Below are 20,831 nucleotides of genomic sequence, written 5' to 3'. Positions count from 1 at the left end.
CTGGCAGATTGCGCAGACGGGCAAGCGATCAGGCGTTCCTCATCGTGACGACGAGTTGACGCTGCTCAGTCGAGAGCAATTGGAGGCTGAGCTTTCGAGAGCTCGCCTCCGGCTCAGCCTTCCTGTTTCTACCAAGATGGCGAAGCTTGCCCAGCAGCGTGTTCACTGGCTGGAAGGCGCGTTGGCTCAACGGGACTGAGCGTCCGCTCTCCTAATCCACCAGCAAGCTTATGGGCTTGCCACGTGAAAGCGGTTCCCAGCCAGCCTGAAGGGCAGCAGCCACTGCTTGATTGAGCAGCGGAGCATCGATCTTGGGTCGCTGACGATATGGCACGCTATTGCTCGCGACCTTCGGCATTGGCCACTCAACCAGTGCCTCGCGCTGTCCGTCGATATGACGAATAGCAAGGACCATTCCACGCCACCCATCGGCGGTGCACCACTGCGGTTCACGATGCAGTCGCCATGCGAAGTCCTCGCCATCGACCGAGATGGTTCCGCCTTCCGTTCGTTTGGTATTCCCCATGGAGCGGCATGCTACTCCGCTTTACGTCCACTGACCACCAAACCCCGACGTCTTCGAAGCCTCGCATACGCGCCACGTTTCCCATGGCAGCAGCCTGCGAAGATAGGGTGCTCGGCACCTTAAGATGGTCTGTTTCGACACCCATACACCTTGACCTGTCGGCATGTCGACACGTAGATACTCCGACATGCCGACCATAGCCATCATCAGCCAGAAGGGCGGCGCGGGAAAGACGACGCTCGCGCTGCACCTCGCCGCTGCCGCACAGGCGAGCGGGCGCGTCGCGCTGGTCGTCGATACCGATCCGCAGGCGACCGCCAGCCAATGGGCGTCGTGGCGCGGCGAGGCACCGCCCGAGGTGATCGACAGCCCCCCGCCCCGCCTTGCCGCCAAGATCGCCGCCGCCAGCGCGCAGGGGGCCGAGGTGATCGTGATCGACACCCCGCCGCATGCCGACAGCGCGGCGCGCGCCGCGGTCGAGGCGGCGGACCTCGTGCTGATCCCGTGCCGGCCCAGCGCCTTCGACCTGTCGGCGATCCAGACCACCGCCAAGCTGGTGCAGCTGCTGCGCCGCCCGGCGTTCGTCGTGTTCACCGCCGGCCCGCCCAATGCACCGCGCGTGTATCAGGAGGCGGGCGAACTGGTCGACAGCTTCGGCACCCCGCCCTGTCCGGTGCTGCTGCCCGATCGTGCCGCCTATCGCCATGCCAGTGCCGAGGGGCGCACCGTCATGGAGAGCGAACCCGCCGGCAAGGCCGCCGAGGAGGTTCGCGAACTCTACAAGTGGACATGTCGACAACTCGACATGCCGGCCCCCCGTTTCCGGAAAGTTGCCCCATGAGCCGCAAACCGTCCTTCGCCAATCTGCGCGATCGCACGACCCCGCCGCCCCCTGCCCCGGTGGCCCCCGCGCCCGCGGCGGCCGTCGCGGCCGATGCCAAGGGGCCGGCGAGCCGGCAGGGCCGCAAGCAGATCGCCGGGTTCTTCACCCCTGACATGTCGCTGGCGATGCATATGCTGGCGCGGCGGCAGGACCGCAGCCTGCAGGCGCTGATGGCCGAGGCGTTCAACGACGTGCTGCGCAAATATGGCGAGAGCCCGATCGGCGAATAGCCTGTCGACGGCTCTACCTGTCGACACGTCGATCGACCACGCTATAATCGACACGCCGTACGAACCGAAATTTCCGCCCCGTGCCGATCGCTGCGATGGACAGGGCCCGTTTGAGATTGCAAGAAACCGTGATGGACCTGTCCCGCGAACTCATCGCCTATGCGATCATCGGTGTCGTCGCGCTGATCGTAATCCCCTGGGCGATCGTCGCCTATCGCCGCCGCCAGCGCCGCCGCCTGCGCCAGCGCGGGATCAAACGCTACGGTCATTGATCGTCGACCTGTCGACACGTCGACGGTTCGACAGGCTGGTTTCTCCCCGATCCGGGGGACGTTACATGGAACGGGCACGAAACTACGCCTAGCCTGTCGGAAAACCCGTGCAGGACCATTGTCGCACCTGCCGGCTATCCGACAGGGATTGTCGTCCATGCTGCGCAAGGGAAACGGCCGGTTGCCTGCTGGTGCCGCTGGACGACGGTGAACAGGTGTTTTCCGACAGGTTCGAGCGTCCCCTTTCCCCGTCGATCCGGCCCCATTTCGGGAAAAGGCAATCGGGAACATGATTTGGGAAAGCCCGCCCCGGTGGCCGTGATTCGACGTCACAGGGGTGCCCTTGTTCTCGATCGACCTTCGTTTTCGGGACGACTAGCGGAGCAGGAGCCAAGCCCAATACCCGACCGTCAGGATGGTCGACCCGGTGAAAACCATCACCGACGACCGACGTGCTGTTTTAAGCTCGTAACCGGCACCCACATCCATGAAGAAATGGCGCACGCCCGACAACATGTGTTGGAACACCGCCCATGTCAGTCCGATCAGCAGCAGCCGTCCGATCCCGCCTGACCAGAAGGAAAGGAAGTGGGCATATGCCTCCGGACCGGAAGCTACTGCGCTTGGAAACCAGATCAGCGCGGGCACGCCAACAAGCGCCAGCCCAACACCCGTAATGCGATGGACAATCGAGACGATCGCCCACGGCCCCCAACGCCAGATAGTCAAATGAGGCGAGAGAGGACGCCGATGGGGAGAGCGCTCAGGCAAATCACAACCTCGTTTCAGATACACTGTGCATCCGAATACACCATGCATCTGAGTTTTGGCAATGCTATCCCCTGCGTATGACCCGCCCGACACGTACTGAAACCGCAGTAGCCACCCGGACAGCCCTGCTGGCGGCTGCAAGTGCTCTCTTCATGAAAGAAGGCTTCGCGCACACGACCATCAACGCGATCGTGCGGGAAGCGGGCTTTACGCGCGGAGCATTCTACGCCCATTTCACGTCCAAGGATGACGTGCTGGTTTGCCTCGTTACCGCGCTCGCAGACGAAGCGACGCCGCGCCTGTTGAAGTTGATCGCGGCGTGCACGACCGGCGATCAGGTTATTGCTGCGGTTTCGGGGTGGGTGGCAGAGCGAAGTAAATCGCAGGATGTAGCGTTGCTGATCCTTGAGGCGGCGCGCATTGGTGGGCGTGCGACTGGCGACTTGCCTGCACTCTTAGCTGCTCGATGGGTCGAGGTAGGTGAAGCGATCACAGCGTTTTTTCCGGATCGTGATGAGACTTTACGGCCCGACGAAATCGTCGCGATCGTCGTCGGGCTTACCTACGGTCCTGTAGGAAGCGGTCTTACGGGGCATGATGCAGAGCGGCTTGCCTCGGTCGCATTAAGGGCCGTTTTAGGGCGCGCGCGTACCCATTCGGTCTGACGTACTTTCAGCTTTTCCCAAAATACCATCCCAATCGGGACACCCAACGACGCGCTGAGGGAGCGCGAGGCCGTTAGCCTAGTCGCGATGCTCGATATCGTCGCCGGTGATCGCGACCCACGGTTGCTGCATTTGTTCCCACCCCGATACCGTCGGCGGGGGAAAGGCGGGGTCGGCAAAGGCGCCGACCGGGATCGCGATCTGCCCCGGGCGGGTGTCGGTGGTGTAGGCGACCGTCGATCCGCAGGTCGCGCAGAAATGATAGGTCGATCGCATCCCGCTGCCGCCGCGTGCCGACCAGCGCTGGGTCGGGCCGTCGAACGATACGCGATCCTTGGCAAAGCGGGCGTCGACCGCAAAGGCGCTGCCGCTGCGCCGCTGGCAATCGTGGCAATGGCACACCGACACGCGCAAGGGGTCGCCGGTACAGATGGCGCGGACCGTGCCGCAGCGACAGGTGGCGAGGCGCCGAATGGTGTGATCGGCCGGCGGATCGATCGGCCGACCGATCAATTCGCGGCGCACCAGCGTTCGTCGCATCTGCCCCAGATCGCCGGGCGGCAGCGCGCTGGCCTGCGGCGGACGGCCGGACGGGGTCACCCGTTCGTGCGTCGTGCCGCTGTCCGGCCTGTGCGCTTCTAGCCGGCGGTGCTCCACGGGCGGGTACGATCCTCGTTACGATACCGTCCTATCGTAGGCGTCGCCCCCCTGCCCGGCAACTGCCATCCCATAGTCGTTACCGCCATTATCACGATAATTTGCAGAGAGATGCAGTCCTGCATCAGCCAGCAGCCCGCGATAGGCGGTTTCGCCCAGCGATCGCGACGTCCGACCGGTCAGCGTGTCGCGCCACGTACAGGCGATGCGGGGTGCCCCGAACAGGAAGCGGCCACCCGGTTTCAGCACCTGTCCGACCCGCGCGATCAGGGCCGCCTGCGCCGGTTCGGGAAGCAGGAACAGCAATCCGATCGCGACCGCGGCGTCGAACCGGCGGTCGAAGAAGCGGCTGTCCTCGACCGCCTCGCACGCGGCATCGGCATGGGGCAGCGCGCGGCGAAAGGCCGCGAGCAGCGTCGGGGAGGGGTCGATGCCGGCGACCCGATGCCCGGCGGCGGTCAGGGTCGTCGCGACCGGCCATCCGCTGCCACAGCCGATGTCGACGATCGCCGCGCCGGCGGGCAGGGTGGCGGCCCAGTCGCGGACGACGTCGCTGCCGATGGCGGAGCGGGCGGCGACGAAGCGGTCGGCGATCGCCTCATAGCCGTTCGACCTGTCGGTCATTCGACACCTCGACGAGTCGACATGTCGGGAAACGGCGCCGGTGCCTGTTCGAAGTGACGGCCGATCATTCGACAGCTCGACCTGTCGACATGTCGGACAGGGTGAGGCGAAAGCACGTCACGCGCGTGTCGAGCAGCATCAGTTCGCCGCCATGCGCGCGGGCGATGCGGCGGGCGAGGGTCAGGCCGATCCCCGAACCACCCGCCTTGTCGGTGTGGAACGGGCGGAAGATGCGGGCGCGATCGGTGGCGGCGATGCCGCTGCCGCTGTCGCGGATCTCGGCCACAAAGCCGGCTTCGTCGGTCAGGGTCAGCGCGACCCGCGCCGGCGCGTCGGCGGCAAGGGCGGCTTCGGCAGCGTTCTGGAGCAGCGCCCACAGCGCCTGCACCATCTGGTCATGGTCGACCTGGGCGGTGCCGCGGCCATCGGCGGTGAGCGCCACCCGGTCGCCGAACCGCCCGCGGAACAACCGCGCAAGATCGATGGCCAGTTCGTCCAGCGCGACGGGAGCAGGCACCGGATCGGGCAGGCGGGCGAGCTGGCGATAGGCGCGGGTAAAGCCCTCCAGCCCCTCGACCCGGCGGGCGAGGGTGGCGAGGATGTCGCCGAGCATCGCGTCGCCCCGGCGATGTGCCGTCATCGCGCTGTCGGCCAGCGAGACGACCGGCGACAGGCCGTTCAGGAGCTCGTGGCCGAGAATGTCGATCATCTCGTCGCTGGCGCGTTCCTGCGCGGCATGTTCCTCGGCAGCGATGTCGATCAGCGCGGCGAGGCGGGTGTCGGGGCCGAGCGTCACCGCATCGATCCGCCAGCGCCGCCCGGCATGGCGCAGGTGCCGCGCGGCCGGATCGGTCAGGGCGGCGGGCGGGGCGATCAGCCGGTCGTCGGCGACGAACAGCGCGCGCGCGGCGCGGTTGATCGCGCGGACCTGCGCCGCATTGATGCGCAGCAGCGGGACGGGCACCTGATCAAGCAGCGCCGCGATCGGCAGCGTGTCGTGCGGCGAGGTGCGCGGGACGGGGATGGCCGATGCCCGGCGCAGCGCGATCCAGCACCCCAGCGCCAGCGCCCAGACGATGATGCCGAGCGTGCCGAGCAGCGATCCCCAGATACCGGCCCGCCACGCCAGCACCAGCCCCGCGCCGCCAAGGGTGAGGGTGACGCCCGACCCGAGCGCGGCGAGGGTGCGGCGGCGTTCGGGGGTCAGCATGGGGTGGGTGCCGCCCGCCATTTCCGTACTCCGGCGGAGGCGGGTGTGGTGCAAACGCCACGGACCCGTACCCCGGCGAAGGCGAGACCTTTGCGAAAGTATTTTGACCGTACCTCGGCGAAGGCCGGGGCCCAGTTGGGAAGGTTTGGCGGACGAGCGCTGCCGTCCCCCAACTGGACCCCGGCCTTCGCCGGGGTGCGGGGGAGGAGGTGTCGATCCCTGCCCGTACCCCCGCGCAGGCGGGGGTCCAGAGCCAAGCAGAACAACGGTTTATGCGTGGGGCCCTGGAGCCCCGCCTGCGCGGGGGCACGGCTGAGGCCGATCGACCTGCTTCTAGATGGCCGTGACATGCTCCCCTCCCCGGAAGGGAGGGGTCGAGGGTGGGTCGACCCGTTGTCGAACGTAGCGTTCCTGCGCTGGCGAACCCAGCCCCTCCCTTCCAGTGAGGGAGGACCCGAGCACGACTGCGCCGGGGAGCGCCCGGTGCCAGGCGCCATAGACACCCTACAACCCATGGCGCGCCATCCGCCGGTACAGTGCCCCCCGGCTCAACCCGAGCGCCGCCGCCGCATGGCTGACATTGTGGCGATGTTCGCGCAGCGCCGCCTCGATCACCGCGCGTTCGTTTTCGTCGAGGTCGAAGCGCGCCGGCGCGTCGGCGGCGACCATCGCCGCCGTTTCCGGTGCCAGCAGCGCGGTGTCGATCGCGCCGCCATCGCCCAGCAGCACCGCGCGCTCGATCGCCGCCGCAAGGCCGCGCACCTCGTCGGGCCATGGTCCACGCAGAATGCGGGCCTCGGCGGCGGGGGTGAGGGTCGGGACCGGTCGCCCATGCCGCGCCGCCGCCATCCGCAGGAAATGGCGCGCGAGCAGCAGCGCGTCGTCGCCGCGCACGGCCAGCGGCGGCACCGCGATCTCGATGGTGGCGATGCGGCGGGCGAGCGCGGGCAGGATGCCGTTCGCGCTGTCGGCGATGGCGATGCAGCGCGTGGTCGCGGGCACGTGCGCCAGCAACCGCGCCTGCGCCACCTCGCCCAGACGATCGGGGTGGCGGAGTAGGATGGTCGACGTGTCGACAAGTCGACCCCATGCCGCATCGTCGCGCAGGTCGATCACCGGCATCGCCGCCCCGGCATCGGCCGACGCGGCGTGGAGCGCGGCGGCGGTCAGGGTGCGCCCCGATCCGGCCGGACCGGTCACCACCACCCCGGCGCGGGTCGGGCCGATGCGGCGGATCAGGTCGCGCAAGGCCGCCATCGCCGCACTGTCGCCGAGCAGCCGCGCCGGTTCGGCCGCCATCGGCTGCGCCACCGCCGCCACCGGGGTCCGTGTCCGCGCGGCGGTGGCGATGCGGGCGAGCAGGTCGGCGTTGCGCCACGGCTTCATGATGAAATCGCGCGCGCCCGCCCGCATCGCCTCCACCGCGATCCTGACCCCGCTATGCGCGGTGATGACCACCACCGCCGCCGCCGGATCGTCGGACAGGATGCGCGCCAGCAACGCCAGCCCCTCCGCGCCATCCGTGCGCCCGGCGGCATAGTTCATGTCGAGCAGCACCACGTCGTACCGCGCGGCGGCGAGGCGGGAGAGCGCTTCCTCGGGCGTCGCGGCGGTATCGATCCGGTGCCCGCTCAGGCGCACCGCCAGCGCGATCGATTCGGCGACGCTGACATTGTCGTCGATCAGCAGCACGTTCAGGCCGCTTGACGCGCCTGCCTTCTGTCCATTTTCGGACAGTGCGTCCGGACATGGACGGTCACCTGCCGGCAGATCGGGTGAAGTTCGTTCGGTTTCAGGCACTTAGGATTTTCCGCCCGGATCGGTGACACTGTGTCCATGATGACCGAACCGACCGACGGCGCAAGCAGCACAACGACAGGGCAGGTGAGCGCCCCCGGTGCCGCCATGGACCGCCGCGTGGAGAAGCCCCGTGCTCGCTGGTGGCGGCGGCGTCCGCTGTGGATCGCGGTGGCGGTGGTGCTGGCGGCGGTCGCGCTGTGGCGCTTCCTGCCCGCCGCCGGATCGACCGATATCGATGCCGACCGGATCGAGACCGGCGAGGTGACCCGCGCCGCGTTCGACGATTACCTGCCGGTGCGCGGCACCGTCGCCCCGCGCCTGACCACGCTGGTCGGGGTATTGTCGGGCGGACAGGTCGAGACATTGCTGGTGCAGGACGGGGCAATGGTCGCCGCCGGACAGAAGCTGGCGACGCTCGCCAATCCCGAACTGCGGTTGGAAGTGCTGACGCGCGAGGCGGCGATCGCCGGCCAGCTGGGCGCGGTCGCGGGCGAGGGGCTGGGGATCGAGCGCAGCCGGCTCGACCGCTCGGCACAGGTCGCGCAGGCCGAATATGATCTGATCAAGGCGCGCCGCGACCTCGCCATCCGCCAGCAGCTGTTCGACAAGGGCATCGTGTCCGAAGCGGGCGTCGCCGGCTATCGCGCCGAGGCAGAGTATCAGGCGCGCCGCCTGGCGCAGCTGCGCAGCGGTGCCGGTACCGAGGCGCGGATCACTGCGACGCAGGGCGCGCGTCTGGCGGATACGCAGGCGCGGCTCGCCGGCAATCTCGCGGCGGTGCGCGGCGGGCTGTCGGCGCTGACCATCCGCGCGCCTGCTGCCGGGCGGCTGACCAACTTCACGCTGCAACCCGGCCAGACGTTGAAAGCCGGCGACCCGGCGGGACAGGTCGACAGCGAGGGATCGTGGAAGCTGGAGGCCGATGTCGACGAATATTATCTCGGCCGGGTCGCGGTCGGACAGCGCGCGCGGGCCGACGGCGCGAGCCTGACGGTGTCGAAAGTGCTGCCGGCGGTGAAGGACGGGCGGTTCCGCGTCGAACTGACCTTCGACCGGACACCACCCAACCTCAATCGCGGCCAGACCATCGATATCCGCATCACGCTGGGTGCCGCGTCCAAGGCGGTCGTCGCCCCGGTCGGCGGGTGGCTGGCGGCGGAGAATGGCGCGTTCGCCTTCGTCCTTGACGGCGATGGCACCCATGCCACCCGCCGCCCCGTCAGGATCGGCCGCCGCAATCCGGAAGTGGTCGAGATCCTGTCGGGGCTGAACCCCGGCGACCGCATCGTCACCAGCAATCTGTCGACCGTGAAGGGCGACACGCTGAACATCAACTAGGCAACATCAACCAAGGGGGCAGGTCCATGATCCGTCTAGAGAATATCCAGCGCCGCTATGTCTCCGACGAGGTCGAGACGACCGCGCTGGCCGATATCAACCTGCACGTCGAAGCGGGCGAGTTCGTCGCGATCATGGGGCCGTCGGGCTGCGGCAAGTCGACACTGCTCAACACGCTCGGCACGGTCGATCGCCCGACCGGCGGCAAATATTGGTTCGGCGAGCGCGATCTGGCGGCGCTCGATGAAAAGGATCTTGCCAAATTCCGCGGATCGACGCTCGGCTTCGTGTTTCAGAGCTTCAACCTGATCGACGAGCTGACGATCGAGGAGAATGTGGCGCTCGGCCTCGCCTATCGCAGTGATGCCGGCGATCGGAAGGGGCGGGTGGCCGCGGCGATGGACAAGGTCGGCATTGCCCATCGCGCCCGCCATTTCCCGCACCAGCTGTCGGGCGGGCAGCAGCAGCGCGCGGCGATAGCCCGCGCGATCGTCGGCGATCCGAAACTGATCCTGGCGGACGAGCCGACCGGCAATCTCGACACCGCCAATGGCGAGCAGGTGATGAACATCCTGATGGGGCTGAACGCCGACGGCGCGACGATCGTCATGGTCACCCACTCGCCCGCCCATGCCGACATGGCGCGGCGGCGCATCGACATGCTGGATGGCCGCATCGTCGCCAGCGCGATGCGGGCGATGTGATGCGCACGGCCCAACCTCAATTCCTGCGTACCCCCGCGCAGGCGGGGGGCCAGGGCCACACTAACTACCCTTCACGTTTGCCGCTCTGGATCCCCGCCTGCGCGGGGATACGGCCCCGGGCCGGTGGCAGCGTATCCTCCATTCCCTCCCGATCGGAGACCACGCCCATGAAACCGCTCCTCACCCTCGCGCTGCTCGCCTCCGCCGTGCCGACCCCGGCACTGGCACAGGGGGCGACGCGCAGCTTCGCCGTTGCCGATTTCGATCGCATCGACCTGCGCGGCTGCGATCATGTCGTCGTCACCTTCGGCGCGCGCTTCGCGGTGCGGGCACAGGGGCAGGCGGGGTCGCTGGCGGCGATCGGCGTCGCGGTGCGTGGCCGGGTCCTGACGCTCCTGCGGGCACCGGGCAGCTGCGACAGCCGCCGGAACAAGCCCGCCGCGACGATCAACGTCACCCTGCCGCGCCTTGCCGTCATCCAGACGAGTGGCACCGGATCGGTCCGCATCGCCGCGCTCGACACCCCGACGTTCGAGGCACGGATGCGCGGTACCGGTGCCCTCGCCATCGACGGCCTGCGCACCACCCGCGCGACGATCGACGTATCGGGCACCGGCACCGCGACGCTGCGCGGGGTGCGTGCCGCGCGGCTGTCGCTCGACCTCAGCGGCACCGGCCGCATCGTCGCCGATGGCCGGGCGGACGCACTGGCGATCGATGCCAGCGGGACTGGACAGGTCGACACCTCGACACTTGCCACCGGCGCCTTGTCGGTCGATGCCAGCGGCACCGGATCGGTCCGCGCGCAGGTAAACGGCCCGGCCACGATCGACGCCAGCGGCATCGCTCGCGTAACCGTCACCGGCCGCCCGCAATGCGCGGTGTCGCGGAGCGGCATGGCCCGCGTCACCTGCGGCTGATCCTGGGGGAACATCGATGAACCGTTTCGGGCTGCTGTCGCTCTATCGCTCGCTTGTGCGCCACAAGCTGTATGCCGCGCTCAACATCGGCGGGCTGGCCGTCGGGATCGCCGTGTTCCTGATCCTCGGCCTCTATGTCCGGTTCGAGACCAGCTATGAGAAATGGCTTCCCGATTACGACAAGGCCTATGTCGTGCAGACGGTCTACACCATGCCCGACAGCCCGGCGAACGGTGCCTTTGCCTATACGATGGGCGGGCTGCTCGACCAGTTGCGTGAGGATTTTCCGGGCGTCGTGGGCACCCGGATCGGTGGCGGGCAGGAGGCCGGCACGATCCTGACGAACGGACGCGCGACGCGGGTCGACGCGGCACAGGTCGATGCCACCTTCTTCGATGTGTTCCGCCTGCCGATGGTGGCGGGCGATCCCGCCACCGCGCTGGCACAGCCGGGCAATGTCGCGATCGACCAGAAGACCGCGCGCGCCTATTTCGGCACCCGCGATCCGATCGGGCAGACGCTGGTCCTGTCGATGGACAAGGTGCGGACCTATCGGGTCAGCGCGGTGTTCCGCGACCTGCCCAAGAACAGTGATTTCAAGCTGTCGGTGCTGGTGCCGCTCACGCGCGAGATGGCGAACGAATACTGGTATCACTGGGGCAGCGTGTCGCTGGCCACCTTCCTGCGCTTCGACACGCCGGTCGCCGCGCGGGCGTTCGAGGACAAGCTGACCGCGTTCGTTGACCGGCGCGGCAAGGAACTGACCGGTGACGGCGGCAAGCCGTCGGACATGCAGCATCTCGAGCTGTTGCCGCTGGCCGACCTGCACCTGACCCCGCAGGGAACCGAGAGCGCGAGCGCGAAGACGACCGTCGTCACGCTGGGGCTGGTCGGCGTGCTGACGCTGCTGATCGCGGTCGTCAATTACGTGAACCTGGCGACCGCCCGTGCAGGCCTGCGTGCTCGCGAAGTGGCGATGCGCAAGGTGCTGGGGGCCGATCGGGGCGTGCTGGTGCGCCAGTTCCTCGGCGAAGCGGTACTGACCGTCGCCATCGCCGCGTTGGGCGGGCTGATCCTCGCCGAACTGGGTCTGCCGCTGGTCAATGCGGCGGGCGGGCTGTCGCTGACAATCCCCTACGGCGTAGTCGTGCCCGCGCTGCTGGTGCTGGCGGTGGTCGTCGGCGTGGCGGCGGGGGTCTATCCGGCGATCCTGCTGTCGCGCTTCCCCGCCGCTTCGGTGCTGGCCTCGGCGCGCTCGCCCGGCGGCGGGCGGACGGGCACGCGCGTCCGCGAACTGCTGGTCATCGGGCAGTTCGGTCTCGCCATCGCGTTCATGATCGGCACCGCCGTGCTGGTCGCACAGACCCGGCATGTTCGCACGACCGATCTGGGGTTCCAGCGCGACGGGTTGCTGGTGGTGACGTCCGCCGTCGACCCGGCGGTGCCGAAGGATCGCAAGCCCGCGATCCTCGCCGCGATCCGGGCGCTGCCGCAGGTGAAGGACGCCACCATCGCCAATGCGACACCGGGCGGCAGCGGAGAGGGGAACAACAACAACGTGCCGCTGCCCGGCGTCGCCGGACCGGGGCCGTCGCTGACGTGGGTCCGGGTATCCCCGCGCTTCTTCGAAACGCATGGCGCGCGGTTGATCGCCGGGCGGTGGTTCGATGACGCGCATGGTGCCGATGACGTCACCGGCCACAAGGGGACCGACCCGACCAACATCGTCATCAACCGCCGCGCGCTGACCCCGTTGCGCTTCGCGTCGCCACAGGACGCGATCGGCAAGACCGTGGGCGGCGATCGTCCGCGCACGATCATCGGCGTGGTCGACGACCTGCGCTTCGACACGCCGCGCAGTCCGGTCGCGCCGACCTATTACATCTATCATCGCACGCCCGAGGCGATCGACACCTCGGTCATCGCCATCCGGGTGAGCGGCGATCCGCGCACCGCATTGGCGGCGGTGCGCGATCTGTGGCAGCGGATGGTACCGCAGGTGCCCTTCACCGGACAGACCGCCGACGAACGCCTCGCCGACTATTACGAAGCCGACGACCGTGCCACCCGGCTGTTCGGGATCGGTGCCGGCCTTGCCGTCCTGATCGGCTGCGTCGGGCTATGGGGCCTCGCGTCGTTCAATACCGCGCGCCGGACGCGCGAAATCGGCATCCGCAAGACGCTGGGCGCGTCGTCGGGCGATATCGTGAAGCTGCTGGTCGGGCAGTTCCTGCGGCCGGTGCTGATCGCGAACCTCGTCGCGTGGCCGCTGGCGTTCTTCGCGATGCGGACGTGGCTGGCCGGGTTCGAGGACGCGATCCCACTGTCGCCGCTATTCTTTGCGGGTGCGACGGCGGTGGCGCTGCTGGTCGCGGTGCTGACCGTGCTCGGCCAGTCACTCCGCGCAAGCCGCGCCGCCCCGGCTTGGGCCTTGCGGCACGATTAAGGGTACCGGCTCCGACCTTGCGCAAGGTCGGAGCCGGTCAAACCGCGATCAGAAGCGCAGCCGTACGCCGGTGCTGATCGTTTCCTGATGATCGTCACGACCGGTCTGTGCCGATGCGGAGGCAAAGATGTCGAGCCCGCTCGGCAGGCGATAGGCGACACCGCCCGCTGCGGTGCCGACCAGTTCGGTACGGCCCGCGCCGACCGCGACCAGCCCTGGACCGTTGCCGGCATAGCCGGCCAGCGCCGTCGCGCGCTGTCCTTCGAGTTGGTAGCGGGCGCCCAGCGACACGAACGGCCGGAACGGCGCGTCCGAGGCATCGCTGCGCGCCAGCGTCACCCCGGTATCGGCAAAGCCCGATACGTGCCGGTTGCCAGCGACGGTCAGGGCGAACGGGCTGGACCCGGTTTCGCGCACCGCTTCGCGCGAGGTGCGGATGTACGTTACGCCGACGCGCGGGCGTAGCGACCATCCATCCCCTACGTCGATGCCATAGGATGCGGCGACATCGCTGGCCCAGCTGTGCAGGGCATAGCTGCCGATCCCGTCCCGTCCTGTCGGCAAGGCGCGCACCGTATCCGCCGTTCCGCCATCGTACAGCAGCGAGGCGCTGAAGCCCCACCCGCTGTCCGCGCCGTAGCGGCCATGAACGCCCGCCACGACGCCATCGGCACGCGTGCGCGCGCCCAGTGCGCCGATCTGCTGCCGGCCATTCAGGTACCCGGCGAACGCGCCGATCATCCAGCTGCGGTCGCCATATCCGACCCCGCCGAGGAAGCCGTAGCTTTGCGCACGCGCGGTGTTGCTGCCCTGCGCGGCATCGCCTTGCAGCGTGTGCCATTGGCCGATCGTCTGCGCGAAGGTGAACGCGCCTGCGTCCTGCCGGTCGGTCGCGAACGCGTTTCCACGGGCGACTTGGGTCAGCGACAGCGCATGGTCGACCCCGAGCTGCGTCGCCGAGGCATAGGCTTCCGGCGTCAACTCCGCGAAGCCGCGCGCATTCGATGCCCCGGACGTATCGACCAGTGCCGGCAGGCTGTCGAACAGCGTGCTGGTCGCCGGCTGCACCGCCAGCGTGGCGTTCGCATAGGCGATGCTGCGCGCGACCTGCGGCGAGAAGCGCGAGTCGGTCAGGAACTGGCCGAGCAGCTGGATGCGGTCGCTGCGCTGGACGATCACGCCGAACAGGTTCGACGGCTTGTTGATGGTCGTGAACCCGCCGCTGATCCCGCCGCTGGCGGTGATCAGGTCGTAGCTGGTGCCGGCGCGCAGCGTGCCGACCGGTACGATCTGCAACGTCGCACCGCTGGCGATCGAAAGTGCGCCGTTGACGACCAGCTTGTCGGAGACGGTCGGAGTCAGTTCGAACACCGACAGCGAACCGCTGGCCAGCGCGACATTGCCGTTGACGGTCATCACGCCCGGCGATGCACCCGGGCTGAGCGTACCGGCGACATTGACGTTGCCGTTGACGGTACCCGCCGAACCGAAGGTCGCACCCGTGCCGACGTCGATGCGGCTTGCAGCGATCGTCGAGTTGGCAAGCCCGACCAGACGCCCGCCGGTCAGTGCGGCATTGCCGAGCGCCGCATTGCCCGAAACGGTGGCGTAGCCGCCCGTCATCCCGAACGTCTCGACATTGCTGACGTTCGTGAAAGCGACCGGAGCGTTTGCGCTGCCGCCCGACACTGCGATCGTGTCGCTGCCCGCACCGCCATCGACCGCGCCGGCAAAGCCGCCCGCGATCGTCAGCCGTTCGTTGCCACCGGCGAAGCGCACGGTACCGGCGGTCAGCGATGCGCCGCTGGCGACGGTCAGGTCGGTGGCCGCGACCACCTGTCCATAGCTTTGTGCGCCGGTCAGGGTCAGCGTGCCCGTGCCGGTGCTCGCCAGCGTTTCGAAGCCGGTTAGCGTGGCGGCGTCGAGCGTACGCGGTCCGGCCAGCGCCACCGTGGCGATGTCATCTTCCGCGCCGCCCGCGACGATGCCGTTCAGCTTGGCACCGGGGGCCAGGCTGAAGCTGTCATTGCCAGCGCCCAGATCGAGCGTGCCGTTGATCGTGCCGCCATTGGCCAGCGCCACCGTCTGCGCGCCATCGCCCAGCGTCATCAGGTCGCCGGCCACGCCGAGCGTCCCGCCGATATTGAGTGCGGTGCCAGTGAGCGCAATCGTCTCGAACCCGCTGGCGCTGCCCGTTAGCGTTACCGGTGCGTTGCCGGAGAAGCGCAGCGTGTCGCTACCCGCCCCGCCGGTATAGGTGCCGTTGGCGACCGCGGTCCCCAGCACCAGCATGTCGTTGCCGCCGCCCAGTGTGACGCGGCCGATATCGCCGTCGACGCTCAGCATTTCGGCCGCGTCGCTGCCGGTGACGGTGCCGACGCTGTTGCCGTTCAGCGCGAGCGCGAGGCCGGTGCCGGTGAGGGCGACGCTGTCGAAGCTTTGGTCGAGGGTCAGCGTCAGCGTGCCGTTGCCGGTAACGGCGAGCTGTTCGAAGCCGCTGCGCGTGCCGATCCCGTTGCGGTTGCCCGACAGGACGACGCGGTACAGGTCGCCCCCCGCACCGCCATCGACTCCACCGGCGACGCTGCTGCCCATGCGATCCACGAAAATGTCGTCGCCCGCGTCCAGCGCGACCGAGCCGGCGATCGTACCGGCATTGTCGACGGTTTCGCCGGCATCGCTGCCGGTGATCGTGACCGGGCCGATGCTGCTCAGCGTTTCGCCTGCGCTGACGTTCAGCGTGCCGCCGCTGACGTCGAGCGTCGTGGCCTGGAACGCGCCGACATAACTAACCGCACCGCTGCCGGTCTGGCTGAACCGCTCGAAGTTGACGAACTGGTCGCCGCGTACCGTGCCACCGCCGGCAGCGTCGATAATCAGGCTGTCGGTGCCCGTGCCGCCATCGACGGTGCCGGACAGGATGGCTGAGACACGATGCAGGAAGGTGTCGTCGCCGGCGCCCAGAAAGATATCGTCGTCGAGCGTGCCGTAATTCTCGATACGGTCGTCGCCTGCGCCCGTGTCGATTGATCCGATGATCGTGCCAGTGTTGACGATGCGGTCGGCGGCATCGAACGACTGGATCGCACCGGCATAGGTTTCGCCGTTCGCGGTGAAGCTGGTACCGCCACGGATCGTACCGGCATTGATGATATCCAGCGCACCGAGCGTGGCCACGGCGGTCGACAAGGCGCCCGTCGCCTCGATCGTGGCGGTCGCGCTGTTGTTCAGCGTGATCGACTGCCCCGGATTGGTCAGCATGGTCAGCGCCGTCGCGATGCTGGTATAGCTGTATGTCTGCTCCTCGACCTGACCGGTCGACGGATTGTAGTTCGAATAGGAGTAAGTGACATCCTCACCACCGGCATTGGCCCGGATCGTGCCACTGTTGGTGACGGTGATCTGTCGCGTTCCGCTGGTTAGACTGCTGGACCAGTAGAAACCGCGCGCCTCCAGATAAGCTGAGGCCGTGCCCTTGCCCGTCGTTTCGATCGTGCCACGATTGTCAAGCGTAATCGACGATGCACCGTCGGTCATATCGAGCGCAGTCATCTCGATCGCATTGCCGGCGCTGGTCATCGTGCCACGGTTGACCAGCGATGCCGTCAGCGGCGCATCAGCGACCATGCTGGTAAAGTTCTGCGCCGACATGCTGAGCTTGCCGGTGATCGATCCATCATTCGCCGCGGTCACTGCGCTGTTTGACGTCAGCGAAACGGCAAGATTGCCTGTGCCGATGTCGATCGTGCCGGCGTTCGCAAAGTCGATCATGCTGGTTTGGCTGATCCGTACCGCCGACCGATCCGGCCTCCCAGTCGTCACGATGCCCGTGGCGGCATTCACGAAGCGGCCGACGCTGCCGTCGAAGCCACCGTTCATCCGCCCCTGATTGGTGATCGAGGCAAGTGGCGGTACAGCCACCATCCACCCGTTTTCCCAACGATAGGTGTCGGTGGTTACCATGCCGTCGATCGTCGCGGTGTTGACGATATTGCCGGTGCCCGACAGGTTCAGGTCGTTCGCGACGGTTCCTGCCGCCGCGATGGTCACCTGCGTATCCACTCCGACGGCACGCACGCCCTCGACACCGAAACCGGTCGGCAGATCGCGGCCTAGGGTTACCGTGCCGTTGGTGGCGCGGGCATGGATATAGGTGTTGGTACCACCGCCGGCATCGATCGTGCCGCTGACGCCGGTCACGTCGTCATAAACGATCAGCGTGTCGTCGCCATTGCCGAACCGCAGGTCACCGGTGATCGTGCCGCCCGCGCCGTCATAGGTCGCGCTGTTATAGGACCGGTTGTCGCTGTAGTAGCTGCCATAGCCCAGATCGACGGTGCCGACGATGGTGCCGGCATTGACCAGCGTCCCGCCGCTGGTCTGGATCGCGGTGCCGTTCCCGGCGATCGTGCCGCCGGCGCGATTGGTGATCGATGCCGGCGAAAAATACCGGCCGCTGCCGATCGCGATGCTGTCCGTACTGGCGATGCGGCCGCTATTGTCGATCGTCATCGACCACCCGCCGTCGACGGCGGTGCCGGCGACGTCGATCGTACCGCTATTGGTCAGGTTCAGGCTGTTCCACGAATAGATGCCGTTCGATGCACGACCGCCGGCGATCTGGCGGATCGTGCCGCGGTTGGTGACGGTCCCGGCGTCCGAGATGCCGGTCGCGCCGTCGAGCGAGATCAGGCCGTCGTTCACGACGCTTCCCTGGCCGTAGGCGGAAATCCCGATCGTGGTCTGCGGTGCGGAGCCACCGCGCACGATGATCGTGCCGGCGTTGGTGAAGTTGTACTGGCTTCCGACCTGCACCGCCGCCAGGCCAAAGCCGTCGCTGCTACCGGACCGGTCGAGGGTCAGGGTTCCGCGGTTGGTGATGGCCAGCCCGACCTGATCGGGCCGGGTTTCGCCGGATGCCGTCAGGATATCCGCCACCGCAATCGCCGAACGGGTGGTGGCGGAGATGTCGCCGGTGATGTCGACGCTGCCCTTGCCCGCGAAGACCAGCGGCGTGTCGGCGCTGGTCAGGGTCAGCTTGGCATCGTCGTACAGGTCGTAGCCGATCTCCGCAAAACCCGGACGCGCCGTCGCGGCGGTGGTCGCGTCGGCGGTGACGCGGTACCGCAGCAACGCGTTCGTCGCGGTCACGGTCCCGTTGATGCCGGCAAAGCCGCTGCTGCCTGCATCGCCCGGATAGGTGACGAGCGTCTCGTTACGGCCCAGCGTCAGGTTCCCGTTCAGCACGCCGCCCGGCAAGGCGAAATAGCGGTTGCCGCCATAGCTGGAGTCCGTCCCGCGACCGCCGAACGAGACGTTGCCGTCGATCGTCCCCGCATTGGCGACGGTCGCGTTGAACAGGTTGACCCCGGACGTCTGCGGGCGAATGTCGCCGACGATCCGGCCCCCGGTACCATTGGTCAGGATGCCGTAATAGCCGAGGTCGACCGCCAGCACCGGAGCGGTAATCAGGCCGGTGTTGATAAGATTGCTGGTGAGCTGAACTCCGGCGATAGCACCTTCGATCGTGCCGCTGTTGTTCCAGTTCGAGCCTGACGAACCGCTCATGATCGCGCCTATGCCGGCGGTCGAACGGATCGTGCCGGTATTGGTGAAACTGGTGTTCCACAGTTCCAATGCCGTTCCGCTCGCCTGCAGCGTTCCGTTGTTGGCGAACGTCCCTTGCGACGAGATGGAAAGGCCATTGCCTGCCGCATTGATGGCGCCGTCATTCTGGAAGCGGTTGGCGGAATTGATGCGGACGAGATAACCATTGCTGGCGGCTGTGCCTTCGATCGTGCCCGCATTGACGATGGTGGGCGCGCCATCGGAATATTCGGCGGTGAGAACCTGTCCGGTTCCGCTCAACGTGCCATTGATCGTGACGCTGCCGTTGCCGCTTACGCCCAGTTGGTTGCGAATGACGCTACCCGCCGCGCCGATGGTTACCGTCGGCGTGTTTTCGAGGCGCAGGCTAAGCCGCTCGAATCCGGTCAGCAACGGGAAGGTGGTCAGATCGGCGTTTTCGGAAAGGCGCAGGGCCAGCGTATCGATGCCCGCGCCGCCATCGATCGCTCCGGTGATCCCGGTAATGATCTGTCCGGCGACATAGCGCCCGGCCAGCGTGTCGTTGCCGGCGCCAAGGGTCAGGTCGCCGAGGATCGTCCCGGCAAGGGTGTCGATGGTGCTGGCGCTGCTCGTGGCGGTGGTGCGCGACACCACTGAGCCGGCAATCGTACCGGCATTGGTCAGGTACAGCGCACCGTTGGTATCGATCGCGGACCCGTTACCGCGGATCGTGGCACCAGCCTCGTTGTTGATAACGAGAAAGATGCTGCCGTTGCGAATCGCGGTACCGCTCCCGCTTTCGATCAGCCCCGTGTTGCGGATGAAGCTTGAATTGCTGCCGTTCCCGGTCTGGCGGGAGACTATCGATCCGGAGATCGTCCCGGCATTGGTCAGGGACAATGCCCCATCGGTATCGATCGCATTGCCGACACCGCGGATGATCGCACCGACCCGGTTGCCGATGCTCAGAAGCGAGCCTGCATCGCGGATGGCGGTGCCGCTCGTTCCTTCAATAAGGCCTTCGTTGACTATGCTGACATCGATCCAGCCAAATCTGTTGTTGGTCGATCGGCGGCTGACCAGCGCCTGTCCGCCGACGATCTTCCCTTGCGCACCGACCGTGATGTTGGCGTTCGCGGAAGGATAATAGGTCTGCAGTCCCGGCGGGCAGACGATCACCGATGCACCGGCATAGGGATCGCACGGTGCCAGATACGGCTCGCTGGTGGTGACCAGGAAACCGATCCTGCTGTCGCCGTCGACCCGACCGTTGATCGTGAATGCCGCGAGTTGCGCGCGCGTAGTGATGGCGGCGTCGGTGCCGCCGCGTACGGTTGCGCCTTCGGCCACGATAACGCGGCTGTTGAACGCATCGACGGTCAGGCCGTCATTATCGGTGCCGGTGCAGTTGGTCGGGGTGGAAGAGGTCACCGGATCGGGCGAGCATTGCGCGTTCGCCGCCGAGGATGCCGCCATTGCGACAATGCTCGTACCAATTGCGAACGACCACCGGCGCAAACGCACCGAACCACGACCTGCCATCTGAAATCCCCCCTATGCGGCCCCCGTGCCTTACGGCCTGCTTATGTGATGCTGGGTAAAGCGTCCAGTTAGGTCGCGCAAAACGTCGTTGGCCGACATTGTATTTTTGGCTTTGTCCAGTGCTTGCACCGTATTAGCATGACGACCGCTTCGTTGCCGACTGGCGTGCCGCGTCGGCGGAGCGTGCCACGGCAGTCGGTAGGGATACGACCGCCCAAGCCGCGCCGTGATAGAGAGTGGGTCTGCGAGCGGTTGCAGCGCATGGCACGCTTGCCGGTCCCGATAACTTCCCCGAAGAATGGTTCGAGATTTATATACCGGGGGGTAGACCAATCATGTGAAGCGTTATCATCGGTCTCTTGCCGCAGTCGCAGCACAGGCGACCCCGGCAGCACCGGCAGCACCGGCAGCACCGGCAGCTGGCGGCGATCCTTGCGGATTACGCCACCGAGCAAAGGGCGAACGAAGCCTTCCAAAAGGACATCGCCGTCGGCACGGAAACGAACTGCGGCACCGTCATTCAGGTCCGTGGAGCGATGGTCGAAATCGCCCTGCCGCCAGTCCGCCCGACTCCCAATGGGCAGTCCACCTTCTGGTCGAAACGCACCGCCCTGAGCTGCTGCCGGTTTCGTGGACACCGAGATAAGGTGTTTTTCGGAACCGGAGGATGGAGAT

The 20,831-nt window shown here is 67.3% G+C and carries 16 protein-coding genes; 8 read left to right on the top strand and 8 right to left on the bottom strand.

Annotation, left to right across the window (positions count from 1 at the left end):
* Positions 1–211 precede the first annotated feature (211 nt).
* A complete protein-coding gene (locus tag ASE91_RS18840) occupies positions 212–526 on the bottom strand; it encodes a hypothetical protein (RefSeq protein ID WP_082453981.1) in 315 nt (104 codons plus the stop codon).
* A gap of 187 nt (positions 527–713) precedes the next feature.
* On the opposite strand from ASE91_RS18840, the gene parA reads away from it, so the two are divergent.
* From parA to ASE91_RS19435, 3 genes are all read left to right on the top strand, one after another.
* Positions 714–1,367 (top strand): ParA family partition ATPase, encoded by a 654-nt coding sequence (gene parA / locus ASE91_RS11095; protein ID WP_056626218.1) that lies wholly within the window; start codon positions 714–716, stop codon positions 1,365–1,367.
* Entirely contained in the window at positions 1,364–1,639 is a 276-nt protein-coding gene (locus tag ASE91_RS11090; RefSeq protein ID WP_056626216.1) for a ribbon-helix-helix domain-containing protein, read from the top strand. Before parA ends, ASE91_RS11090 begins: the two co-directional genes overlap by 4 nt.
* A 131-nt stretch (positions 1,640–1,770) precedes the next feature.
* On the top strand, positions 1,771–1,911 hold the full coding sequence (locus ASE91_RS19435) for a hypothetical protein (RefSeq protein ID WP_200909490.1): 141 nt from the start codon (positions 1,771–1,773) through the stop codon (positions 1,909–1,911).
* A 375-nt stretch (positions 1,912–2,286) separates the two neighbouring features.
* Here the strand turns inward: ASE91_RS19435 and sdhC are convergent, their stop codons facing one another.
* On the bottom strand, positions 2,287–2,730 hold the full coding sequence (gene sdhC, locus ASE91_RS11085) for a succinate dehydrogenase, cytochrome b556 subunit (protein ID WP_082453980.1): 444 nt from the start codon (positions 2,728–2,730) through the stop codon (positions 2,287–2,289).
* 29 nt (positions 2,731–2,759) lie between these two features.
* Between sdhC and ASE91_RS11080 the strand changes: the two genes are divergently transcribed.
* The gene (locus ASE91_RS11080) at positions 2,760–3,347 is read left to right on the top strand and encodes a TetR/AcrR family transcriptional regulator (protein WP_056626206.1); all 588 of its coding nucleotides are present in this window, start codon (positions 2,760–2,762) and stop codon (positions 3,345–3,347) included.
* Positions 3,348–3,425: 78 nt separating this feature from the next.
* On the opposite strand, the gene ASE91_RS11075 is transcribed toward ASE91_RS11080, so the two are convergent.
* From ASE91_RS11075 to ASE91_RS11060, 4 genes are all read right to left on the bottom strand, one after another.
* A complete protein-coding gene (locus ASE91_RS11075; RefSeq protein ID WP_235530445.1) occupies positions 3,426–4,004 on the bottom strand; it encodes a GFA family protein in 579 nt (192 codons plus the stop codon).
* An 18-nt stretch (positions 4,005–4,022) separates the two neighbouring features.
* Positions 4,023–4,628, bottom strand: coding sequence for a class I SAM-dependent methyltransferase (locus ASE91_RS11070; protein WP_056626203.1), 606 nt, complete (start codon positions 4,626–4,628; stop codon positions 4,023–4,025).
* Positions 4,629–4,692: 64 nt separating this feature from the next.
* Complete coding sequence (locus tag ASE91_RS11065) at positions 4,693–5,859, bottom strand: sensor histidine kinase (RefSeq protein ID WP_156357794.1); 1,167 nt, start codon at positions 5,857–5,859, stop codon at positions 4,693–4,695.
* 483 nt (positions 5,860–6,342) lie between these two features.
* Complete coding sequence (locus ASE91_RS11060) at positions 6,343–7,530, bottom strand: sigma-54-dependent transcriptional regulator (RefSeq protein WP_235530444.1); 1,188 nt, start codon at positions 7,528–7,530, stop codon at positions 6,343–6,345.
* Positions 7,531–7,755: 225 nt separating this feature from the next.
* Here ASE91_RS11060 and ASE91_RS11055 point away from each other — a divergent pair, with 225 nt between their 5' ends.
* From ASE91_RS11055 to ASE91_RS11040, 4 genes are all read left to right on the top strand, one after another.
* Complete coding sequence (locus ASE91_RS11055; protein WP_235530443.1) at positions 7,756–8,976, top strand: efflux RND transporter periplasmic adaptor subunit; 1,221 nt, start codon at positions 7,756–7,758, stop codon at positions 8,974–8,976.
* Positions 8,977–9,002: 26 nt separating this feature from the next.
* On the top strand, positions 9,003–9,680 hold the full coding sequence (locus ASE91_RS11050) for an ABC transporter ATP-binding protein (RefSeq protein ID WP_056503775.1): 678 nt from the start codon (positions 9,003–9,005) through the stop codon (positions 9,678–9,680).
* Positions 9,681–9,847: 167 nt separating this feature from the next.
* Positions 9,848–10,600 (top strand): GIN domain-containing protein, encoded by a 753-nt coding sequence (locus tag ASE91_RS11045; RefSeq protein WP_056626199.1) that lies wholly within the window; start codon positions 9,848–9,850, stop codon positions 10,598–10,600.
* A 16-nt stretch (positions 10,601–10,616) separates the two neighbouring features.
* On the top strand, positions 10,617–13,046 hold the full coding sequence (locus ASE91_RS11040) for an ABC transporter permease (RefSeq protein WP_056626196.1): 2,430 nt from the start codon (positions 10,617–10,619) through the stop codon (positions 13,044–13,046).
* A 48-nt stretch (positions 13,047–13,094) separates the two neighbouring features.
* Here the strand turns inward: ASE91_RS11040 and ASE91_RS11035 are convergent, their stop codons facing one another.
* Positions 13,095–20,090 (bottom strand): autotransporter outer membrane beta-barrel domain-containing protein, encoded by a 6,996-nt coding sequence (locus ASE91_RS11035; RefSeq protein ID WP_235530442.1) that lies wholly within the window; start codon positions 20,088–20,090, stop codon positions 13,095–13,097.
* Between the two features lie 134 nt (positions 20,091–20,224).
* Positions 20,225–20,831: hypothetical protein (locus tag ASE91_RS20630; RefSeq protein WP_235530441.1), on the bottom strand; the 607-nt coding region annotated here is incomplete at its 5' end.

It is taken from the genome of Sphingomonas sp. Leaf62 (genome assembly GCF_001421915.1).
In the GTDB taxonomy this organism is placed as follows: domain Bacteria; phylum Pseudomonadota; class Alphaproteobacteria; order Sphingomonadales; family Sphingomonadaceae; genus Sphingomonas.
This window is presented reverse-complemented; position numbering and strand designations above follow the sequence as displayed.

Excerpts from the sequence above, each read along its gene's own strand:
- ASE91_RS11040 (WP_056626196.1), top strand. The coding sequence starts at position 10,617 with ATGAACCGTTTCGGGCTGCTGTCGCTCTATCGCTCGCTTGTGCGCCAC.
- sdhC (WP_082453980.1), bottom strand. The coding sequence starts at position 2,730 with ATGCATGGTGTATTCGGATGCACAGTGTATCTGAAACGAGGTTGTGAT.
- ASE91_RS19435 (WP_200909490.1), top strand. The coding sequence starts at position 1,771 with ATGGACCTGTCCCGCGAACTCATCGCCTATGCGATCATCGGTGTCGTC.
- ASE91_RS11035 (WP_235530442.1), bottom strand. The coding sequence starts at position 20,090 with ATGGCGGCATCCTCGGCGGCGAACGCGCAATGCTCGCCCGATCCGGTG.
- ASE91_RS11065 (WP_156357794.1), bottom strand. The coding sequence starts at position 5,859 with ATGGCGGGCGGCACCCACCCCATGCTGACCCCCGAACGCCGCCGCACC.
- ASE91_RS11070 (WP_056626203.1), bottom strand. The coding sequence starts at position 4,628 with ATGACCGACAGGTCGAACGGCTATGAGGCGATCGCCGACCGCTTCGTC.
- ASE91_RS11050 (WP_056503775.1), top strand. The coding sequence starts at position 9,003 with ATGATCCGTCTAGAGAATATCCAGCGCCGCTATGTCTCCGACGAGGTC.
- ASE91_RS11090 (WP_056626216.1), top strand. The coding sequence starts at position 1,364 with ATGAGCCGCAAACCGTCCTTCGCCAATCTGCGCGATCGCACGACCCCG.
- ASE91_RS11045 (WP_056626199.1), top strand. The coding sequence starts at position 9,848 with ATGAAACCGCTCCTCACCCTCGCGCTGCTCGCCTCCGCCGTGCCGACC.
- ASE91_RS11080 (WP_056626206.1), top strand. The coding sequence starts at position 2,760 with ATGACCCGCCCGACACGTACTGAAACCGCAGTAGCCACCCGGACAGCC.
- parA (WP_056626218.1), top strand. The coding sequence starts at position 714 with ATGCCGACCATAGCCATCATCAGCCAGAAGGGCGGCGCGGGAAAGACG.
- ASE91_RS18840 (WP_082453981.1), bottom strand. The coding sequence starts at position 526 with ATGGGGAATACCAAACGAACGGAAGGCGGAACCATCTCGGTCGATGGC.